Origin of the sequence: Pseudoalteromonas rubra (genome assembly GCF_005886805.2) — a bacterium.
GTDB classification, from domain to species: Bacteria; Pseudomonadota; Gammaproteobacteria; order Enterobacterales; family Alteromonadaceae; genus Pseudoalteromonas; species Pseudoalteromonas rubra_D.
Window position 1 is genome coordinate 3,614,406 of the sequence record NZ_CP045429.1, and the last position, 18,712, is coordinate 3,633,117.

17 protein-coding genes are annotated in these 18,712 nt (G+C 50.3%); 10 read left to right on the top strand and 7 right to left on the bottom strand.

The window, feature by feature from the left end:
• Positions 1 to 39 precede the first annotated feature (39 nt).
• Both CWC22_RS15720 and CWC22_RS15725 read left to right on the top strand, forming a co-directional pair.
• Positions 40 to 885, top strand: a complete 846-nt coding sequence (locus tag CWC22_RS15720) for an alpha/beta hydrolase (protein ID WP_138538547.1) — start codon at positions 40 to 42, stop codon at positions 883 to 885.
• Positions 882 to 1,769 (top strand): PD40 domain-containing protein, encoded by an 888-nt coding sequence (locus CWC22_RS15725; RefSeq protein WP_138538546.1) that lies wholly within the window; start codon positions 882 to 884, stop codon positions 1,767 to 1,769. Before CWC22_RS15720 ends, CWC22_RS15725 begins: the two co-directional genes overlap by 4 nt.
• An 18-nt stretch (positions 1,770 to 1,787) precedes the next feature.
• On the opposite strand, the gene CWC22_RS15730 is transcribed toward CWC22_RS15725, so the two are convergent.
• From CWC22_RS15730 to CWC22_RS15750, 5 genes are all read right to left on the bottom strand, one after another.
• Positions 1,788 to 2,720 (bottom strand): glycosyltransferase family 2 protein, encoded by a 933-nt coding sequence (locus tag CWC22_RS15730; RefSeq protein ID WP_171045076.1) that lies wholly within the window; start codon positions 2,718 to 2,720, stop codon positions 1,788 to 1,790.
• Complete coding sequence (locus CWC22_RS15735; protein WP_138538544.1) at positions 2,677 to 3,816, bottom strand: polysaccharide pyruvyl transferase family protein; 1,140 nt, start codon at positions 3,814 to 3,816, stop codon at positions 2,677 to 2,679. Before CWC22_RS15735 ends, CWC22_RS15730 begins: the two co-directional genes overlap by 44 nt.
• 246 nt (positions 3,817 to 4,062) lie before the next feature.
• Positions 4,063 to 4,746 carry a sugar transferase gene (locus tag CWC22_RS15740; RefSeq protein WP_021032901.1) on the bottom strand — a complete coding sequence of 228 codons (684 nt, stop codon included), beginning with the start codon at positions 4,744 to 4,746 and terminating at the stop codon, positions 4,063 to 4,065.
• Between the two features lie 2 nt (positions 4,747 to 4,748).
• Positions 4,749 to 6,005: a WecB/TagA/CpsF family glycosyltransferase gene (locus CWC22_RS15745; RefSeq protein WP_138538543.1), complete on the bottom strand. Its 1,257-nt coding sequence runs from the start codon at positions 6,003 to 6,005 to the stop codon at positions 4,749 to 4,751.
• Between the two features lie 167 nt (positions 6,006 to 6,172).
• On the bottom strand, positions 6,173 to 6,922 hold the full coding sequence (locus CWC22_RS15750) for a hypothetical protein (protein WP_125562958.1): 750 nt from the start codon (positions 6,920 to 6,922) through the stop codon (positions 6,173 to 6,175).
• Positions 6,923 to 7,190: 268 nt separating this feature from the next.
• Here CWC22_RS15750 and CWC22_RS15755 point away from each other — a divergent pair, with 268 nt between their 5' ends.
• The 8 genes from CWC22_RS15755 to CWC22_RS15790 all read left to right on the top strand — a co-directional run bounded on the left by CWC22_RS15755 (position 7,191) and on the right by CWC22_RS15790 (position 17,848).
• Entirely contained in the window at positions 7,191 to 8,816 is a 1,626-nt protein-coding gene (locus CWC22_RS15755) for an LruC domain-containing protein (protein WP_230090583.1), read from the top strand.
• A gap of 12 nt (positions 8,817 to 8,828) precedes the next feature.
• Positions 8,829 to 9,449: a hypothetical protein gene (locus CWC22_RS15760; RefSeq protein WP_138538542.1), complete on the top strand. Its 621-nt coding sequence runs from the start codon at positions 8,829 to 8,831 to the stop codon at positions 9,447 to 9,449.
• A gap of 145 nt (positions 9,450 to 9,594) precedes the next feature.
• A complete protein-coding gene (locus CWC22_RS15765) occupies positions 9,595 to 11,094 on the top strand; it encodes a sigma-54-dependent transcriptional regulator (RefSeq protein ID WP_138538541.1) in 1,500 nt (499 codons plus the stop codon).
• A gap of 252 nt (positions 11,095 to 11,346) precedes the next feature.
• Complete coding sequence (locus CWC22_RS15770) at positions 11,347 to 12,600, top strand: lipopolysaccharide biosynthesis protein (protein ID WP_138538540.1); 1,254 nt, start codon at positions 11,347 to 11,349, stop codon at positions 12,598 to 12,600.
• 13 nt (positions 12,601 to 12,613) lie between these two features.
• Positions 12,614 to 13,636, top strand: coding sequence for a glycosyltransferase family 2 protein (locus tag CWC22_RS15775; RefSeq protein WP_138538539.1), 1,023 nt, complete (start codon positions 12,614 to 12,616; stop codon positions 13,634 to 13,636).
• Between the two features lie 259 nt (positions 13,637 to 13,895).
• Positions 13,896 to 15,164 carry a polysaccharide biosynthesis/export family protein gene (locus tag CWC22_RS15780; RefSeq protein ID WP_138538538.1) on the top strand — a complete coding sequence of 423 codons (1,269 nt, stop codon included), beginning with the start codon at positions 13,896 to 13,898 and terminating at the stop codon, positions 15,162 to 15,164.
• Positions 15,161 to 16,552, top strand: coding sequence for a GumC family protein (locus CWC22_RS15785; protein ID WP_138538537.1), 1,392 nt, complete (start codon positions 15,161 to 15,163; stop codon positions 16,550 to 16,552). The genes CWC22_RS15780 and CWC22_RS15785 overlap by 4 nt, the downstream gene beginning before the upstream one ends.
• Positions 16,553 to 16,564: 12 nt before the next feature.
• Entirely contained in the window at positions 16,565 to 17,848 is a 1,284-nt protein-coding gene (locus CWC22_RS15790; protein WP_138538536.1) for an O-antigen ligase family protein, read from the top strand.
• Here the strand turns inward: CWC22_RS15790 and CWC22_RS15795 are convergent.
• The gene (locus CWC22_RS15795; protein ID WP_010384104.1) at positions 17,782 to 18,288 is read right to left on the bottom strand and encodes an NYN domain-containing protein; all 507 of its coding nucleotides are present in this window, start codon (positions 18,286 to 18,288) and stop codon (positions 17,782 to 17,784) included. The two genes, CWC22_RS15790 and CWC22_RS15795, sit on opposite strands and share 67 nt — an antisense overlap.
• Positions 18,289 to 18,313: 25 nt before the next feature.
• Positions 18,314 to 18,652, bottom strand: a complete 339-nt coding sequence (locus CWC22_RS15800) for a hypothetical protein (RefSeq protein WP_125562972.1) — start codon at positions 18,650 to 18,652, stop codon at positions 18,314 to 18,316.
• Between the last annotated feature and the right edge of the window lie 60 nt (positions 18,653 to 18,712).

The window sequence follows — 18,712 nt, forward strand, 5'->3', positions numbered from 1 at the left end:
CTGTTGTAACCAAGCACGAGAACATCGAGAGGAATTCGCATGATAAAACGCGCCCTGACACTATCACTGTTACTGCTGTCTTTTAACCTGCTGGCCAGTATGAAAACGGTGCCCTATGAAATACCGCGAACTCAGGTTGTGCCGCTGACTCAAACTGATACGAACCACCAATATCAACTCATCATCCAGCTTCCGGAAAATTACACAGCGGAAAAACACCATCCCGTACTGTATTACACCGATGCCGCCTGGCATATTGAAATGCTGGCATCTGCCGCCTACTTTCTAATGGAAGACGCCATTCTGGTCGGGATTTCCTGGCAAACCAATATACCAGCTCCTCTGATGAAAGAAGAGGGAGCCCATGTCAGCCGCTTTAGAGATTACTCTTTTGCACCGTCGAGCAACCCCGAGAATCAGGCAAAATACCAGTTTGGCGGGGCCAACGCACACATCGACTTTATCCGCAGTCAGGTCAAGCCCTATATTGAACAACACTATCGCGTTAAACCCGACAGCGACAGTTACTTTGGATACTCTATGGGTGGGCTGTTTGGCGCTTACACACTCCTGACACAGCCCGATACCTTTGACAATTATCTGCTGGGCAGCCCTTCAGTATGGCGGCTGGCGCAACTCATCAAAACCCGCAATAAAGCCTTGAGCAAAGCGAAAGCCAATGTTTATCTGTCCCATGGCACGGAAGAAGCCAAGCTGAGCCCGCACATAAATGACTTTTATCAATTTTTAAATCAGCAGAATAACCCTTCTATGCATGTGGAACTGGCCGTCATAGATGGTACGCACCAAACTGCCGCGCCATTGACCGGTGTCCGTGCCGTCAAATGGCTATCAGAACGCGCTTCAGAAGGGGTATCGCTATGAAATCCAACGCATTAATAATCGCCATGGCCTGTATAACGTTTGCAAGCGGACAATCTCACGCAGAAGCGGAATTCGCCTCCACCAAGGGGCCTCTGATGGGCCAGACACCACCCGGTATGATTGCCGAACCCTTTGCGCCGGGCCTGATCTCCAAAGGTGACTGGGAACTTGAAGGCGTGTTTGCACCTGGCATGCAGGAGTTTTATTTTACCCTTGACCGGGGCGTCTATGCGGGTCCTGAAAAAACGGGCTTTCGTCCAACCGTGATTGGCTTCAGACAACAAAACAATCAGTGGGTCAAGTTCACCGAGTTTTTACGCACCGGCGAAGTCAGCTTCTCACCCGATGGTCAGCGCATGCATATGGCAGAAGACTACCGGGATCGTCAGGGCAACGGCTGGTCAGAGCCCCGGAGTTTGGGCCCGATGTTTGACCGCGAAGACTGGGGCATTATGCGCTTGTCCGCTTCCAGCAAAGGCACTTATGTCTTTGATGATTATAAAAGCAAGGTAGTACGCATTTCTGAGCTAGTGAAGGGTCAGCGACAAGCACCACGGGTCATGAGCAAAGTGGTCAATTCGGGTGAAATGACCGCCCACCCTTTTATTGCACCCGATGAAAGCTATCTGATCTGGGACAGCAAACGCAAAGACGGTTTTGGTGATTCCGACCTCTATATCAGCTTTAAACAAAAAAACGGCAGCTGGGGGCCCGCAATCAACATGGGCCCTGCCGTCAACTCAGATAAATGGGATGCCTATGCCACGGTCACACCCGATGGTAAGTATCTGTTATTTAACCGCGGTGTTAGTGACGACAACAAGAATGTTGATATCTATTGGGTGGATGCCAGCATCATTGACACCCTCAGAGCACGACAGTAAATAGCACATGCGCCGTTATCACCGTATCAAACCCAGTGACATGCGTGATAACGCGCCTTTTGTCAGGCTCAGCAACAGATAAGCACTCCAGTGCAATGGCTTGGCACGTGCTACCGGGTTGGCCAGCAAGCGTAGTGCATGGCCATACAAACGATGCCTGATATTACGCTTGGCCAAATCACAGATATGCGTGGCAACGTATTTATGCGCCATGGCTATGTGCGTGACCTCGCCATTTTTAACGGCTGTCAGCAAGCGCTCTGCAAAAGGACACAGCTGCGTTGGCGGCGCTTTATCGCAGGCACTGCCTGGCGCTCCGAGAAAATAAAAACTCTCAATGGCCGGAGAATACGCAATGCGCGATTTCAAGGCAGCCTGAACATAAAAGCTCTGATCTTCACCCATCCATTCTCCTACCGGGAAGCCGCCCAATTGATTGAAGGCCCCCTTCTCAACCACCAGACTCGACATAGTAAAAGGCAAGTCGCCATTGGCCGCTACCTCAAAATAATTGTCCATCTCATACCCTTCTGGCGTCCAGTCGGTCAGAGCGATTTTGGCGTCGATGTACTCGCCATTATCGAGCACCTTCTGATAGCGAGAGGCGAACAGTCCGGCCGCAGGAAAACGTTGGATCAATTCTGCCATGCGTGCCAGAAAGAACGGACTCCAGGTATCGTCGGCATCAAGAAACGCCACATAATCTGAAGAGGCAACTTTAACGCCGTTATTGCGTGCAACAGAGACACCCTGATTAGCCTGACGTACCAACCGTAGGTTTGGCAGACCCAGATCAATCACTTTTTGCGGGCTGTCATCGGTAGAGCCATCGTCCACCACTATGATTTCCGCAGCCTGATAATGCTGTGCATGAACACTTTGCAGTGCCCGGACAATGCACTCGCTCTTATTGTACAGTGGAATAACGACTGTGAATTGAATAGTGTTCATAGTTTTCGCTCCAGTTAGAAAGAGATAAAGTGATAGCCTGGTTAAGGGCCAGACTGGGGGCATCGAAGCCGCGCTCCAGGCCGCGATACATCACCCGAAATAAGGTATCCGGACTAAATTCATTGGCGTCAAATGCATACTGCGCCGGCAAGCCAATTTGTTCACACCACTGTGTGCATTTGGCGTGATATTGCAGACTGATAAACGGGGTTTGTGTCATGTAAGCGTATATCTGCGCATGCAGTCGCATACCAATCATCACCCGGAACATCGCCATACACTGTAAAATACTGGCAGGGTTCGGCACATAGCTGACCCGCTTCACATTCACATAATCTGGCAGACGAGCGACTATTTTATCGTGAATGGCTCTGTCGCTGCCTTTTGTTTGATCATTCAAATCAACCAGATAAATGTCTTCGTTAGTAAAACTCCATACAGTCGTGATCAGGTCAACCGCTTTCGCAATACGACGCAACTCGTTGTGCTCATTCACATTGCCAAACGCATCGATAGATTGTGGGCAAAAATTAAATGCAATCCCCTGGCGCTTAACCGGATTCAATTTGCCTTGCAGGTGATGCAGTAAAGAAGGCGCAAGATCAAATGTATGCTTCAGGTTCGCATGAGGCGCCAGCGCCTCGGCAATGTCATAGCTTTGTTTGTCACGTAAGGTAACCAGTCCACATTCGTACAGGAACTTTTTACATTGGTTTTCATCATCCAGGGTCTTGAATGGCTCAATGCCAACGCCCAGTGCCATGGACTGCTTACGACCACTCAGTGCCATCATATGACGCTTAAGTGCAATGTCACGGCTACTATGTAGCACAGAGCCACCACCAAAAATAACGTGCTGTGCCCCATACGCATGACGGTAGTGCCATAACCGCTGGTGACCACGAAACAGCAGTGGCTGCTGTCCAACACAGCCAATCTGATTCACCAGTGCGTCATCGTCAGGCGCGCTGACAGTGACCTGTTCACTGCCCAGAAAATGCCGGGCTCCCATTGCTGATGCCAGCATAAGCGCATCGTCACCGCTGTTGCGCATGCCGTAGTAGCCGACAATATATGCTTTGTTTTTTGCTGCCATTGTGATGCCTCGTTAAGTTAATATACTTAGGTATTGCAGCTCTCGTGCCAGGATTTAAGTTATTATTTTTAAATGATTTATTGAAATATTAAGCAGATTGCGAATGCTTAATTTGCAAAAGGCGATGCGTTGTCTGGAGTGAATTACCAAAATAAAAAAGCTGGTTTGCAAAAAGAAAGCCACCGACTAAGCGGTGGCTCTACATGAAAAGACAGGTGTGATCCACAATGTGCTCCCTCAATGAATTTAGTAGGCTCCTTTGGCACCAATGACGCAAGGAATGGTCTTAAGCAAAATGGTGACATCATTCAGCGCACTTTGCTCACTGATGTAGCGCTTATCCAGCTGCACCTGCTGTGCAAAAGTCGTGTCGGCGCGGCCGGTGACCTGCCATAAGCCAGTCAGCCCCTGCTCACTGTTAAGACGGCCTAACTCGTGTGGTTGGTATGCGTGTACTTCTTTTTCCAGCGCTGGGCGCGGACCTATCAACAGCATGTCTCCCCGTACCACATTCATCAGCTGGGGTAACTCGTCGATTGAGTACTTGCGAATGAAAGCACCAATACGGGTAATACGCGGATCATTACGATATTTAGCGCACACACCTTCACGGTCGCTTTGTGCCGGGTCTGGATTGCGAAAGCGTGGATCTTCAGGCATGTACATAGAACGAAACTTATACATGGTAAAACGGCGGCCCAGTTTACCTACCCGAACCTGTTTGTATACACATGGCCCCTGACTTTCCAGCTTGATCAGCGCTATAAGCACCAGTAAAAACGGGCTGAGTAAAAGTAATCCAGTAATCGCAGCCAGGCGCTGTAAACAGGCTGGAATACCATGGTGACGACCATCTGTTTTGGTTTGCTCAGAAGCAGATGATGACATTGTATTGTACTGAGTTGCAGTGGTTTTTTTGATGCTATACATGATTAAAGTCCTCGCAAAGCTTGTTGTAAAACATAAACACGGAATAGAAAAATCGGGTTACCGAGCACATAGCGGTTAAACTTGGCTTTGGGCTCCTGGATCAGACGCCAAACCCATTCAAGGCCCAGCTCTCTCATCCACATGGGAGCACGCGCTATATTGCCTGAGAAAAAATCGAATAAGCCGCCGACCGCCAGCGCACACTGCGCCTGGAGTTTATGCTTGTTGTTATCTATCCAGAGTTCCTGGCGAGGTGAACCCAAGGCGACCAGTACAATGTCGGCACCGCTTTGATTAATACAGTCGACAGCCTGATCATCATCATCAAAATAACCATGGTGCACACCCGCGATACGCAAGCCCGGGTATTGCTGGCGCAAGTTGGCAGCGGCTTTGTGTGCAACACCGGGCTGTGCACCAAGTAAAAACAGGGACCGTTGATTTTCAGCGGCAGCCTGACAAAGCCCAGGCAACATGTCGGTGCCATTGTTGTTGTCGGCCAAGTTCATGCCCGCTTTTCGAGCCGCGATCCGCATACCTGAGCCATCAATAAAATTCCGGTCGCTGTTTTGTAAAACCTGATATAGCTGTGCGTTACCAGCCGATAAATTCACCGAGTTAACATTGATGTAGTAAGCCGACTGGCACCCCTGTGTACCTGTTTCCGCCGACCCTTTTACGACCCAATCCACTGCAGCCTGCATGCGCGTATTGCTAAACGGAATACCAAACAATTCACTGCTCGACGGGGTACTTGCCGATTTGCGATACAAACCCAGACACAAGATCACCTTAAATACTAATAAAACATCTGCAAACAAAGACTGGTTATGCTGCGCATGGAGCAACGCGAGTGGCTTATCCGCACTGAGCCCGGTCAGGCTATGCAACCAGAGACAATCGAATAGTCCAGGCTGACCGCAGGGAGAGTGTAAACGCGCCACACGGGGCATGCTCACGCCGTCACGTAGCAGCGGGTTACCGACGAACCGAATACGACCACTCACAACATTTAACAGCACTGCGCTGCGCTTGAATACGCCGACCTGCCAGCCGAGCAACGACACAGGCTGAGCACTCACATCGATCCAGGTCTGGCGTCTCAACGGCGCTTTAAAACAGATTAGCGCAGCCAGCGAATTGAAGCAGAACAACGGTACTAAAGCGGCAACTAACAGCAATGCAGCGCTGACTCTGAGTGCTTTGCGAGCACCTGACTCACTTGCGTGTGTTGAGTGTGTGGTTAAGTAAGTAGACATCGCTTCCTCCGCTGTTCAGTTGATTACATCGAATAGATAGCGAGGACCATGCCAAAATTTAAAGTGTTGATTTAAATTGAATTTTAAGTTTTTCTGGGGTTCTATTCTCAGCTAAATTGCATTGCATTTTGAGAATTTTCTTATTTTGAAAAGCGTCGATGTGACGCTTATAAGGAGGAAAAATAACCTGGATACAACGTCTGGATTTGGCTCAGCGCCGCTGGAATGCGCAGTTGCACCACAGCGAGCTTATCCGCTTGCTCGTCCGGGCGGGACAGACTATACCCGAGCAACAGACGTGAACATTTGAAAATCAACGTATGGAAGCATTTATCCACCACTGAGCATTTCAGCGGTCCGTAATTAAAGTGACGAATATAGTCATCCAGGTGTGGCTCACAGGTGTTATTCCAGCGTCGCTCCAGCTCACCGACGCCCTCACAATCCTGTGCATAATGGATCACATGGCCATTTTCTCCCCAACCAATTCCCCGGGATTCAGCCACCGGCTCGGTCATCGCAGCTATCAGTGTATCCAGCCACTCAATTGCCTGTGGGCAGTTGCGCATCAGCATCACGCCTGAGTTAAACGCCCCACTGTAACCCCGAGCCAGAAACAGGAACTTTTCGGCGTCATCCAATTTATCCAGTGCCGGGCACGCAGGCTGGATACAGGCATCCGCATCAACAAACATCACCTGTTGATAACCCGCCTGTAACGCCGCTTTCAACAAAAACAACTTCAGCCAGCAGCACTCAGCGCCCAGCCGATTCAGCCAGGGCCGTGTGACGACCACATAATCATAGCCCATGCGCCTGGCATAGAGACGTTGACTGTTCAGATAACGTCGGTAACGCCACTGATACCCATTCAATGCCACGCTAAATATTAAAGTGTCTGTTTGAGACGATTGCATACCGACCTCCTTTATCTTCCCTCTCTCGTGAAGCAAGTATTGCACCGTTTATAGAAAACACCGCATAGGCTGGCTTTTCATGCTCTCGGTTAATCGCTGTCGGTCAGCATTTTCTTGTTTGCAAAGCGCAATGCAGTGCAATTTGCAAAAAACCCCGATACCACAGAACGAAAAATCATAATCAACTGATAAATAACAACTAAATTTTTGGCACACTTCATGAAATATCCAACTCAGAAGTACAAGATTGAATTTAACTGGAGCGAATATGATGAAACTGCTTAACCCACTTTACCCTTTGATGGCCTCCGGGCTAATATCCTTTGCAGCCTCTGCAGTCGAACAGATAGATGGTCAATATGTTTGGCAATTTCAGTCTGGCGAAGCCTGGCCTTCAGGCTACAACCAGTCTACCGGCAAGCCCGACTCGATGATCTATGCACGTGACGAATACAGTCCGGAGTTCTTTCAGCGCATTCAAAACGCACTGCCTGAAGCACGAATCAATGAAGCCTTCATTACAGGTGACGAAGGTTCTACCATACACCTGGTTGAAGACGCTGAAGTGTTTGTGACATTTATCCACGAAGGCGCGGGCTACAAAAACTCCTTTGGTTACTTTACCTTCGACCCGGAGAATCCGCCGCAATCACCTGAAGAGGTGCAGGAGACCATCGTCTTTCCAAACCTCAGCTACCCACATCTGACCAATGGCCACCGGGTCAGTATTGGCGAGTTTCCGGCAGGCACCAGCATTGGCTTCTTTATTGCAGCAAACGGGTTTTGGTATTACACCGGTGTAAAACCATTTAAAACTCCCTACTACTACTCATTGTCTGATCTCAACCCGGAAAGCAACGAAACCTTGCGTCAGCACTGTGTATTGCTATTGGATGAAGAGCAGCAGGAAGTAGTCATCGGCTTCGAAGACTTACCCCGTACCTGGGGAGACAACGACTTTAATGATGCGGTATTCAGCGTAAAAAGCTCACCCGCTACTGCCATATCCGCCCTCAACCTGACCGTTATGCCGGAGCAAAACGACAGCGATGCCGATGGCATTGAAGATGAGCTGGATGAATTCCCCAACGATTTTGACCGGGCCTACAGTCAATATTATCCGAGCGCAGAAGGCGTCACGACACTCGCTTTCGAAGATAACTGGCCTGCACGCGGTGACCACGACATGAACGACCTGGTAGTTAAACAACGCATTCGCTTTACCTACAATGCCGATAATCAGATCAGCGGTTTCATCATCAATGGTTGGATCACGGCGCGCGGTGCAGCCTACCAGAATGGTTTTGGGCTACGTCTGATGAACAGTAATCCGGCACTGATTAAACAAGCCACACTCACGGTCGACGGTGAAAGCTATGACAAAACGGCAGAGGACGGACAAACCAACGCCGTGTTGTCATTGTGGAGCAATACCCATGTCTTTACCACCACAGGTCAGTCTGGCCAGTGCCAGCACTTTAATACGGTGATGACCTGCGACTACTTTGAACCTGTACCATACACCTTCGATGTTAGCTTTGAACAAAGCCTGGATGCAATGAGCATCAACGATTTCGATTTCTTCCTGTACAGAACCCAAGATCGTTCACTGGAAATCCACATGGCAGATTTCCCGCCAACAGACAAGTTTGATGCTAACCGCTTTAGTACAGCCGATGATACCTCAGACGCACAAGCGGGCCGCTACTTCAGAACAGCCGAGAATCTGCCCTGGGCCTTAATGATCAGTAATGACTGGCACTACCCCAGAGAATATCTCGACGTAATCTGGGCGTATCCTGCCTACGAAACCTGGGTGGAAAGTAATGGCGAACAGGCTCAGGACTGGTTTATGACCAACGAACGCACCACCCACACTTTCAGCGCACACTAAGAGGATATGACCATGAATACATTAACTAAACTTTCGGCTTTAACCTTGGTTTGTTTCACTTTAAGTGGCTGCGGAGGCGGTGGTGGTGAAGGTGGCTCAACGGGCACCTCAACCAGCAGCAGTAATACGGCCACAGCACCGGCAAATAACACCAGCACACCTGCGTCAACCCAGACCACACAGAGTCAAAATCAGACACAGAACGACGGCGCAGCAACACCAGTCGAGCCGACAGAGCCTGCACCAAGTTATGAGCCGGACCCGACATTGCTGGACAGCCAGGCTGAAACCTCTAACGACTTGCATGTCAAAGCAGATTTTAACTTCAGTACCAGTAAAACAGTGACCTTAGATCTGGGTGGCCAGGATGTGCTGGGGGACAGTCTGGCCAATAAGATGGTGAAAGTCTATGCCATGCATGAGGTGGTTGAAAGCTATGAGGACGAGGCGATGGCCGACAAAGCCTTGCTGGCAACGGCACGCTTTAACAGTGCCGGACAGATCACCATGACACTGGATATTCCGGTTAATTACAAAACCCTGCTGATCAGCGTAGATGGTATGTTACAGAGTAATCATTTACTCACCGAGCTGAATATGCAAGCCACCACAGTGGCACATCAGTTCAATTAAACAATGATAGTTCCTCGCAAAACCGCCTGTGCGTCTCTTCGCAGGCGGTTTTATTGTTCACCGTAAACTCCAGTATATAAATGCTTCAAATTGTCTAAGACTGTGTAATACTTCTATTAACACGCGTTAACTCAGGCAGGATTACATGGAACCGGTTACTAACATTACCTTGCTGTTCGTCGATGACGAACCCCTTATTCTACGCTCCCTCACCCGCGCGCTTAAAAATGAGCCCTATAAAGTGTTCACCGCGTCAAGTGGAGAAGAAGGCCTGGCCTTGTTAGAACAACACCCTATCGACGTCGTTGTTTCAGATAAAATGATGCCCAATATGTCTGGCATTGAGTTTCTGGCTCAGGTCGCCGAGCGCTTTCCGGACACCATTCGCATGATGCTCACCGCCTTCACCGAAGTGGAAGACCTCATTGATGCCATTAACCAGGGCAAGGTATGGGGCTATATGCAAAAGCCCTTCGACATCGGCAATATCAAACTCACACTCGAGCAGGCCGTTCAGACCAAAATGTTGGTGGCTGAAAGGAATATGTTGCGGGCCAGCTTGCAGCGCTATCATAGCTCAATCAAGTCGCAGTTTTATCGCTTTGTTGGGGGCTCTATTGCCATGCAAATGGTGTATAAAGCCATCGAAAAAGCCGGTCCCAGTCAGGCCAATGTATTTATCACCGGGCCCAGTGGGACGGGTAAAGAGCTGGCCGCCGATGCCATTCACCGCGCCAGTACACGCAAAGATAAGCCGCTGGTGTGCATCAACTGTGCGGCGATCCCCAGTGAACTGATGGAATCAGAAATCTTTGGTCACATCAAAGGCGCATTCTCAGGAGCAGTCACTAACCGCGATGGCGCAGCCACACAAGCCGACGGCGGCACCCTGTTTTTAGATGAAATCGGCGAAATGGACATGAACCTGCAGGCTAAGATCTTACGCTTTGTCCAGTCAGGTACTTTCCAGAAGGTCGGCAGCGGCAAAGAAGAAAAGGTCGATGTGCGTTTTATCTGTGCGACCAACCGCGAGCCGCATCAGGCCATTGCCGACCAGCGGTTACGTGAAGACCTGTTTTACCGTCTGAACGTCATTGCCATTGACTTGCCCGCATTGCATGAACGAGATCACGATGCCTTGCAAATTGCGCAGCACTTTTTGAGCAAGTTCAGTGAAATCGAAAACAAAGTCTTTGTTGGTTTTTCAGCTGCCGCCGAACAGCTCATCGTAAATTATGACTGGCCGGGTAATGTACGTCAGCTCGAAAACCTGATCCACAGCTGTGTGGTGATGTCCGATGGTCCCCTCATCACCGAAGACACGTTACAAATGCAGCTTAAGCTCAAGCCGAGCGATGCCCAGGCTTTGCTCAATGGCCAATCTGGTAGCGCCTCTGCAACTCAGAGTACACCAATGCCGCAACCGGTGGCGGTGCAGGAAAATGGCTATGCTGCCCCTCAGCCACCAGATGCCCCTTCTGCCAATCAGATTTGTTCACTCGCCGAGGTTGAGCGTATCGCCATAGAAAAAGCCATTGCAGCCTGTGATGACAATGTGGTCAAAGCAGCCAGTTTACTCGAAGTCAGCCCCTCAACGCTGTATCGCAAAATACAGCAATGGGGGGACAATAAAACCGGCGCCTGACCCCCTCAGGCACGCTATCTATGCAGATTGCAAATTGCAAAATCGCCATTGCAAAATGCGATCTGCACTCCTCCCCCGTGACTAAATTTGTTCAGTCTATGGCCTTCGAACTGGGCGTCACCATCTCAACCAACCTATTAAAACCATATAAAACAAACGATTAAAATCAATTCTCGGTTTATTTTTTGTACTCACCCGTCTTGGTACGAATTTTGGTTAGTAAAGGTATCTGATAAAAAAGAGCGCGATACCATGACTCATTCATCCAGCACAATGCGGACCCTGCTCAGCAACACGTCGTACCTGATTGGTGCAGAAGTGGTTGCCAAGGCTTCGCGGCTGATCAGCATCATGGCCATGGCAGCCTGCTTGTCTGCGACCGAATATGGTACAGCCATGCTTGCGCTGACACTGCATGAAGTGCTGAGACTACTGCTTCGCTCAGGCGCGGGGGCACAGGTGATCCGTGCCAGCGATGATGAATTGCCCGCATTTTTAAAAAATGGGTTATTACTTCAGTGGCTGCTTTGTGGCGCTTTGTGTGTGGTGCAAATACTTGTTGCACTGGCGAGTACTTGGATATTTCCTGGCCAGGACATGACGCACCTGGTCGCCCTGATGGCCCTGACTTACCTGGTCTTCCCGTTGGTGTGTAATCAGGTCTTTCTGATGCAACGCCGAAACCAGATGGGTTTGTTTGGCCTGATCAGCAGCGTCTGTATCATCACCGAAAACCTCGCCCTGGCCGCTGCACTTTATCTTGATGCAGGCCTGCTGGCCGTCGTGGTTGGTAAATGGGCATTCACGTTACTGTGGCTTGGCTGCTTTGCCTTCATGCAGTCTTCGCCCCTGGCTGGCGCCTACAGTCGGGCCGTTTTTTCCCGGCTGCTGCGGGCATCAACGCAACTGGCTGGCAGTGAGATCCTGCGCTCACTGCGTGTCAACATGGACATGTTTGTGGCGGCTCGCCTGCTAACCCCAGAGCTGTTCGGTTTATATAGTTTTGCTAAAAGTGTGGGCGTCGGGCTGGCCATATCCGTGGCCCAAGCCTACACCACCGCGCTCTACCCGTTTGTCTGCAAACTAAAAAATACAGGCAGCTTTGAGCGCAGACATCGTCACCTGTTGCTGGCCATCACAGCTTCTGTCTCTGTCATTTTCATTGTTCAGGCGTTACTGGTGCCCTGGTACGTGCCGCTGTTATTCAGCAACAACTGGCAGGGCAGCTTTACCACCAGCGCACTGCTGTGCCTGATAGCGACAACGACCGTGTGGGTAGATAGCTACGCAGTGATGCTTCGCGCTAATGGTCGTTATGCACGAGAGTGCCAGCTTAACGCATATTGTTTACTGATTTCTCTGGCAGGGCTGTTAATGATACAGCCAGGTCAACCCGTTTTACTTGCTGCTGTTTTGGTCAGTTGCAGTGCTTTGTGGCTGCTCTTTCCGGCGGCAGACATTGCGCTGAAACACTTCCACGTCAGCGCAGCAAAATCTTCTTCATGATCCGGAGCCCATTATGACTAACTATGTAATTAACTCAAAACCCGTTGTCAGTATCATCATCCCTATGTACAACGTTGAAAAGTATATCGATAAATGTATCTGCTCGGTACTTAACCAGACCTATCAGAATTTTGAAGTGATCTGTGTTGATGATGGCTGCAGTGACAACACACTCAGCTATCTTAGGGACTATAAAGATCATCGCATCAATATCATTCGTCAGCAAAATCGCGGCTTATCCGGGGCCCGTAATACCGGGATCCGTAATGCACGAGGCGTTTATATCGCCTTGCTGGATGCCGACGATTATTGGGCGGTTGATAAGCTCGAAAAACACATTGCGCACCTAAATCGGAACCCTCAGGTTGATGTCAGCTACTGTCCTTCGCTGTTTGTCGATGATGACAATAAACAACTGGGCATTGGCCAGTTTCCCAAGTTGAACAACATAGATGCCAAGACCATTTTTTGTCGTAACCCCGTTGGTAATGGCTCTGCACCGGTGATCCGTGCCTCTGCGCTGGAAAAAGTGGCGTTTCACGATGAGACCCGCAGCTGGAGACAGTACTTTGATGAAAACCTGAGACAGTCTGAAGACATTGAGATGTGGCTGCGCCTGGCACTATACACTCAGGCCACCTTCGCCGGGATCCCTGAGGCGTTGACTTATTATCGCGTCAACGCCAGTGGCCTGTCAGCCAACTTGCAAAAGCAATATCAGAGCTGGGAAACGGCGGTCAATAAGCATCGCCGTAGCCATGCGCAGTTTTTCAGACAATGTGGGTCGCTTGCGCGCGCTTATCAGCTCAGATACCTGAGTCGTCGTGCCGTGCAGTCGCGTAACACATCAGCCGCAATAAAGCTGATACATCAGGCGTTATTCACAGATATTCGTATTCTGTTCGAAGAGCCTGGCCGCACAGCACTCACCTGGTGTTGTGCCCTGACCAGTCTGTTGCCAAAATCGCTGTACGATCGAGCAGAAAAACTGGCGATGCGCACTGTGGGCCAGTCGAATAAACACCCTGCGGGCTAATCCTTCGCTCCCGGGCCAAAATGATCATCTGCTTGTCGTAGCAACAAACAGGTGATCCACCTCGCTCCTAAGGCCCTTAAGCCAGCTTTTGCTGGCTTCTTTTCATTTTGAAACTGCTTTGCAAAATACAAAAAACCACGCAAAAATCCGCCCCAAAAAAACTTAAACATTTGATTATTATAAATTTTAAAAGTTGGCTCAAATTATGCTCCTCTCTTATTAAGACCACTTTGAGAGACAGACCTCCAAGGAGCACATTATGAGACCAGCCACTTCAATCACAGCCCTGATGACCCGCACTTGTGCGCTCGTACTGTGTGTGCTTGGTACAGGATGCACACTCAGCCCGGACTATAATGACGAGGACTTCTACGGCATGCCGCATGCGGTTGGCACGCAATTCGGTCAGTCTAACTCCGTGTTTGCCTCTCGCCTGACCTGCACCGACGCGGACAACTTTGCAGCCGCAGCGAATTATCGCATCGACCAGCCTATTCCACTTGCCGCACCAGGCCTGAATCCTTATGAATCCAGTCACCGTGGGGTATTCGGCGCTGCACCACTGAGCCCGGGTGACCTAATCCAGGTCAGAATGGAATACGGTGAGGGCTTCAATGGTGACTATGTACTGGACAGCTCTGGCGCACTGACACTGCCCGTTATCGAGCCCATCTATGCCGCGGGCCTGACCACCAAAGCGCTGGCACAAAAAGTTGAACTGGCGCTGATCCGGGCCAAAATTTTCCGTGCTCAAACGTTAGATGTCACGGTAAAAGTAAAAACCTGGGCGGCCATTGAAGTCCCGGTGTCTGGCGCAGTGTTTTCACCGGGCCGGGTCACCATCAATGCAAAATTACCTGAGCAGTTATTAGATCAGCAAGTCGCCGCGTCAGGTGATCACTCTAAGCAGCGTCTGCTGTCTGAAGCGATACGTGCTGCTGCCGGCGTACGTCCTGATGCCAAGCTGGACCAGGTGATTCTGGTACGCCAGGGCTGGCGCATTGAAGCAGATTTGACCGGCATCATGACCGGACAGCCCGTTTCTGACCACGTACTGATTGCCGGCGATCAGGTCATTGTACCGAGCACCGGGTGTTTTCAACCAAATCTGGTAAAACCGTCGCAAATCACGCCCAAAGGGTTTCGGGTCTTTATGTCTAACCTGATTGACTCGTCGATGAGTAACGCCAATGCGGCAATCGGTCGTTTTTCCAGTAACCTGCCATATGGCACCCGGTTATTGCAGGCCGCAATTTCAGCCAACTGTGTGGGCGGTAAAGAATACACCAATGCACCACGTCGCGTCGTACTGGTCAGCAACCACCCATTGACAGGCCAAACCCAGGTCGTCGAGCGCTCCGTAGAAGAACTGATGCGGATGTCTTATCGCGACCATGTTAACCCTTATGTCATGCCGAATGATGCGATTGCCTGCTATGATTCAGATATCACTAATTTGCGTGATATCGCAAAGACGCTGCTCGATATTGTGGCACCCTTCTCTTTGTTGAGTAAGGAGGACTCATGAACACGCAACTACAAGTAACCACACCGTACTCACGGTTCAGGGCGGCGGTTTACCGCACCCTTCACAAACCTTATCTGGTGACCTGCCTGGTCAGCTATGCTGTGATTTTGCTGCTGGTTTTCGCTTACCTGCAACAACCCGCAAAATACCGCAGCGACCTGGACATGGTGTTACCTGGCACAGGCGCAAACAGTAATGTATCGCTTGATGAAGTTGGCCAGGTCGTGTCATCCACCAGCGCACCGTTTGGCAAGGGTTACAATCCCAGAGTGAATTACAAAGAAATGCTGATGAGTAAAAACCTGCTAGAGAATGCGGCCAACTCTATGGGCATGACAGCCAAAGCGTTTGGCCGTCCAAAAGTGCGTCTGACTGAGCAAACCTCAATCCTGAAAATTGAGATCACCGGGGCCAGCCCGCGTATCGCCGAGAAAAAAGCCTGGGCTTTATACAACGCATTGCAGGACCAGCTTGATCATCTTCGCGCCGATGAAGTCCAGCGTCGTGATGCCAGCATCAAGTCAGTATTAGATCAGTACAGAGAGCGACTTAATCTTACCCGCAGCAACATTACCGATTTTCAGCAACGCTCTTTGCTGATCAGCCGGGATCAGCTTGACCAGCAAATGCGTACGCTGACAAACCTGAAAGAACAGGTTGCCATCGTTAAAGCCGAAATTGGCCGTGCTGAGTATTTTGTCGGCCAGCTCAGTGTCGATTTAGGCGTATCCCCTTCCATGGCGGGTCAGGCCTTTGTCCTGCAATCTGATGGTGAGTTCAGAGCCTATTTGTCTGAACTGGATAAAAGTGCCGCTCAATTAAGCGAATACCGCTCTCGCTGGGACGATGGTCATCCCATGGTAAAAGCGGAGCTGGCGCGTTTCGAGCAGTCAAAACTGGCGCTCAGAACCCGCTCGGAAGGTCTGGTCGGGATCAATGCAGCCCATGCATTTCACACCACAGATCTGGCGTCTAACCCGAATCGCGCACAACTGTTTGCAGATCTGATCAGCGCGTTTGCCGCCAAAAAAGGGTCTGAAGCAAAATTGATTGAGCTGGAAAATGAAGTTCAGTTACTCAATGAAAAGCTCAAAGTGTACGCCAGAGAAGCTGCCGAGCTGGAGCGCCTGGAGCGTGAATTTGATTTGGCAAAAGCGGTGTTCACCTCAGCGGTGGCGCGTCTCGAAGCCGGTAAAGCGGATATTTTTGCATCGTACCCGGTGATCCAGCTGATGTCACCACCGTCGTTGCCTGTGAACTCGTTCTCACCGAAAAAGTCCATTGCCGTAGCCGCAGCACTGGCCGCAATGATCTTCTTATCAATGGGCGTGCTAATGATCAACAAACGCCGGGTGATCATTTCCGCTGTGATGAAACAGCCAGACTAGCCGGAGGCAAGCATGCTATTCACCGCCTATTTACCCTTCAAGGACAAGCGCTTTATCAGCACAGAAGAAAAATTGGTCTGGGCGGGTCTGGTGCTTACCTACCCCACTTTTATGCTGGGCATGCTGTACGTGATGGGCTCCATCATCGGCTGGTTGATTTTTATGGTGGTCTTAATGCGCTGCTATCTGGACCTGCGTGCTAAGCCTCGCCCACTGTCACCGATGATATGGATGTGGATCATCGCCATGTTACTGATGCTCGTGGCTTTGCTAGTCGCACACAGCGAATGGTCTTTGGGCACCGGACAAACCATTAAGTCCACCATTGGCTGGATGAAGGGCTGGGCACTGCTGGCTATTTTTCCTGTCATTGCGGCACTTGCAAAAATTCGCAAAGAAGTGGTGATCCGCGGGGTCTGTATTGTCGCCATTCACACGCTGATTTTCTCTTTTATTTCAGTGGCATTTTATGTCGTCAAGTTACCCGGTGATATTTTCCTGTCGCCATTGAAGGTCATCGGCGGACCAGGGGAAAGCTTTTTCATGGTCAGCTTTTACGGCATTAACCCCGAGACGGGCGCCGGGCGTTGGCGCTTCTTTACACCCTGGGCTCCGGCGGCCGGATTTATGGCCTGCATTTACTTGGTCTTTTGTCTGCAAGAAACAAATAGCCGAATTCGCCGTTGGGCCATTGCTGGCTGCTGGGCCATGCTATTGTTATCGCAATCCCGCGCTGGCATCGCCATTTTCATTATGCTGTTTCCATTGGTGCTGTTCAGCGATAAGTTTAAAGAGCCCTGGATGCTGCTACTGCTTGGGATTACCATCCCTATCATATTGCTACTCGGTGAACCCATCTACAATTCAATCATGGATTCTTACGAGGCCGTGAAACAACAGCGCCCGGGCTCTACCAGAGTGCGCAAAGCGCTGGCCAACATTGCCATTCAACGCTGGCAGGCAGAAGCGCCTATCTGGGGCCATGGCATTGTTGAGCGCGGGCCCAAAATGGTGGAATTTATGCCGATTGGCTCACACCACAGCTGGTATGGGCTGTTGTTTGTCAAAGGTATGGTTGGCGCGGTTGCGCTGGCTGTCCCTATGCTGGTTTCGAGTGTCTATTTGCTGTGGGCATCGCAAGATTCAAAAACAGCGCAGACTGCGCTGTGTCTGATGGCAGTGTTGGTCTGCTACAGCTTTTTTGAGAATTTGGAGATCCTGTCGTATCTCTACTGGCCTGCCCTGTTGTGGTTTGGTTTTGCATTTAGCAACAAACGCTCATCAATGGCAATGTAACGGGTGGCTGCGCGCTTCAGCGAGTTAGCAGTGAGCTGAGGCACGCCGTACACTTCGACCTCACAGTTATGACGGCTGCGAATACGCTCGGCGAGTAAGTCAAAGTCGCCATCCCCGGTCAGCAACACCACCACATCACAATGTGGCGCACACTCCATGGCATCCAGGGTGATCCCCACATCCCAGTCACATTTGGCCGAGCCATCGGCGCGCTGAATATAGGGCTTTTGTTTAACCTCAAAGCCGATGGCTCTGAGAATATTCTGAAACTGTTGCTGCTTAGGCGCGTTGGGCTCGCTGGAATAGGCCAAAGCACGATACAAAGTGCGGTCTTTTAATACCGTCTCCCAGAAGCCGTTATAATCAAAGCTTCTGCCATAAGCCTGCCTGGTGGTGTAGTAAATGTTCTGGACATCGACCAGAATGGCGATTTTTTTCATGCTGTTACGGACCTTTTAGGTTCATTCATGATGACGGCCGTGCACCACACTGAGTGTCAATGAATGCATTTATGCCCTCGTAATAAAATTGCTTGCCCAGCTCGGGCTGTTGCGTGATTGCTTTACCCAGTGCAGCCAGTAACGTGTCCGGGTTCCAGGCTTGCAGACACTGGCTATCAACCCCATGCGGTGGATTCAGTTTGAGCGCATCAAGAAAGCCAAATAAATAACCCTGGCAACCCTGCCTGAGTGCACTGTGCTGCTCGGAGCGACAGTCATCGACAAAGTGCATAAGCCGACTTGGCTGATAAGCCTCACTATGAAAACTTAACCAGGCCAACGTAAAGATCACTCTTACCCGCACATTAGGCTCCCTCTCATCAGGCTGCGTATCGGCTGCATAATGACCCTACTATATCACAGA

What these genes read in the sequence shown, in the direction of transcription:
- CWC22_RS15795 (WP_010384104.1), bottom strand. Translation starts at nt 18,288, where the DNA reads ATGAAAAAAATCGCCATTCTGGTCGATGTCCAGAACATTTACTACACC.
- CWC22_RS15750 (WP_125562958.1), bottom strand. Translation starts at nt 6,922, where the DNA reads ATGCAATCGTCTCAAACAGACACTTTAATATTTAGCGTGGCATTGAAT.
- CWC22_RS15725 (WP_138538546.1), top strand. Translation starts at nt 882, where the DNA reads ATGAAATCCAACGCATTAATAATCGCCATGGCCTGTATAACGTTTGCA.
- CWC22_RS15720 (WP_138538547.1), top strand. Translation starts at nt 40, where the DNA reads ATGATAAAACGCGCCCTGACACTATCACTGTTACTGCTGTCTTTTAAC.
- CWC22_RS15775 (WP_138538539.1), top strand. Translation starts at nt 12,614, where the DNA reads ATGACTAACTATGTAATTAACTCAAAACCCGTTGTCAGTATCATCATC.
- CWC22_RS15790 (WP_138538536.1), top strand. Translation starts at nt 16,565, where the DNA reads ATGCTATTCACCGCCTATTTACCCTTCAAGGACAAGCGCTTTATCAGC.
- CWC22_RS15745 (WP_138538543.1), bottom strand. Translation starts at nt 6,005, where the DNA reads ATGTCTACTTACTTAACCACACACTCAACACACGCAAGTGAGTCAGGT.
- CWC22_RS15780 (WP_138538538.1), top strand. Translation starts at nt 13,896, where the DNA reads ATGAGACCAGCCACTTCAATCACAGCCCTGATGACCCGCACTTGTGCG.
- CWC22_RS15735 (WP_138538544.1), bottom strand. Translation starts at nt 3,816, where the DNA reads ATGGCAGCAAAAAACAAAGCATATATTGTCGGCTACTACGGCATGCGC.
- CWC22_RS15755 (WP_230090583.1), top strand. Translation starts at nt 7,191, where the DNA reads ATGATGAAACTGCTTAACCCACTTTACCCTTTGATGGCCTCCGGGCTA.
- CWC22_RS15740 (WP_021032901.1), bottom strand. Translation starts at nt 4,746, where the DNA reads ATGTATAGCATCAAAAAAACCACTGCAACTCAGTACAATACAATGTCA.
- CWC22_RS15730 (WP_171045076.1), bottom strand. Translation starts at nt 2,720, where the DNA reads ATGAACACTATTCAATTCACAGTCGTTATTCCACTGTACAATAAGAGC.
- CWC22_RS15785 (WP_138538537.1), top strand. Translation starts at nt 15,161, where the DNA reads ATGAACACGCAACTACAAGTAACCACACCGTACTCACGGTTCAGGGCG.
- CWC22_RS15760 (WP_138538542.1), top strand. Translation starts at nt 8,829, where the DNA reads ATGAATACATTAACTAAACTTTCGGCTTTAACCTTGGTTTGTTTCACT.
- CWC22_RS15765 (WP_138538541.1), top strand. Translation starts at nt 9,595, where the DNA reads ATGGAACCGGTTACTAACATTACCTTGCTGTTCGTCGATGACGAACCC.
- CWC22_RS15770 (WP_138538540.1), top strand. Translation starts at nt 11,347, where the DNA reads ATGACTCATTCATCCAGCACAATGCGGACCCTGCTCAGCAACACGTCG.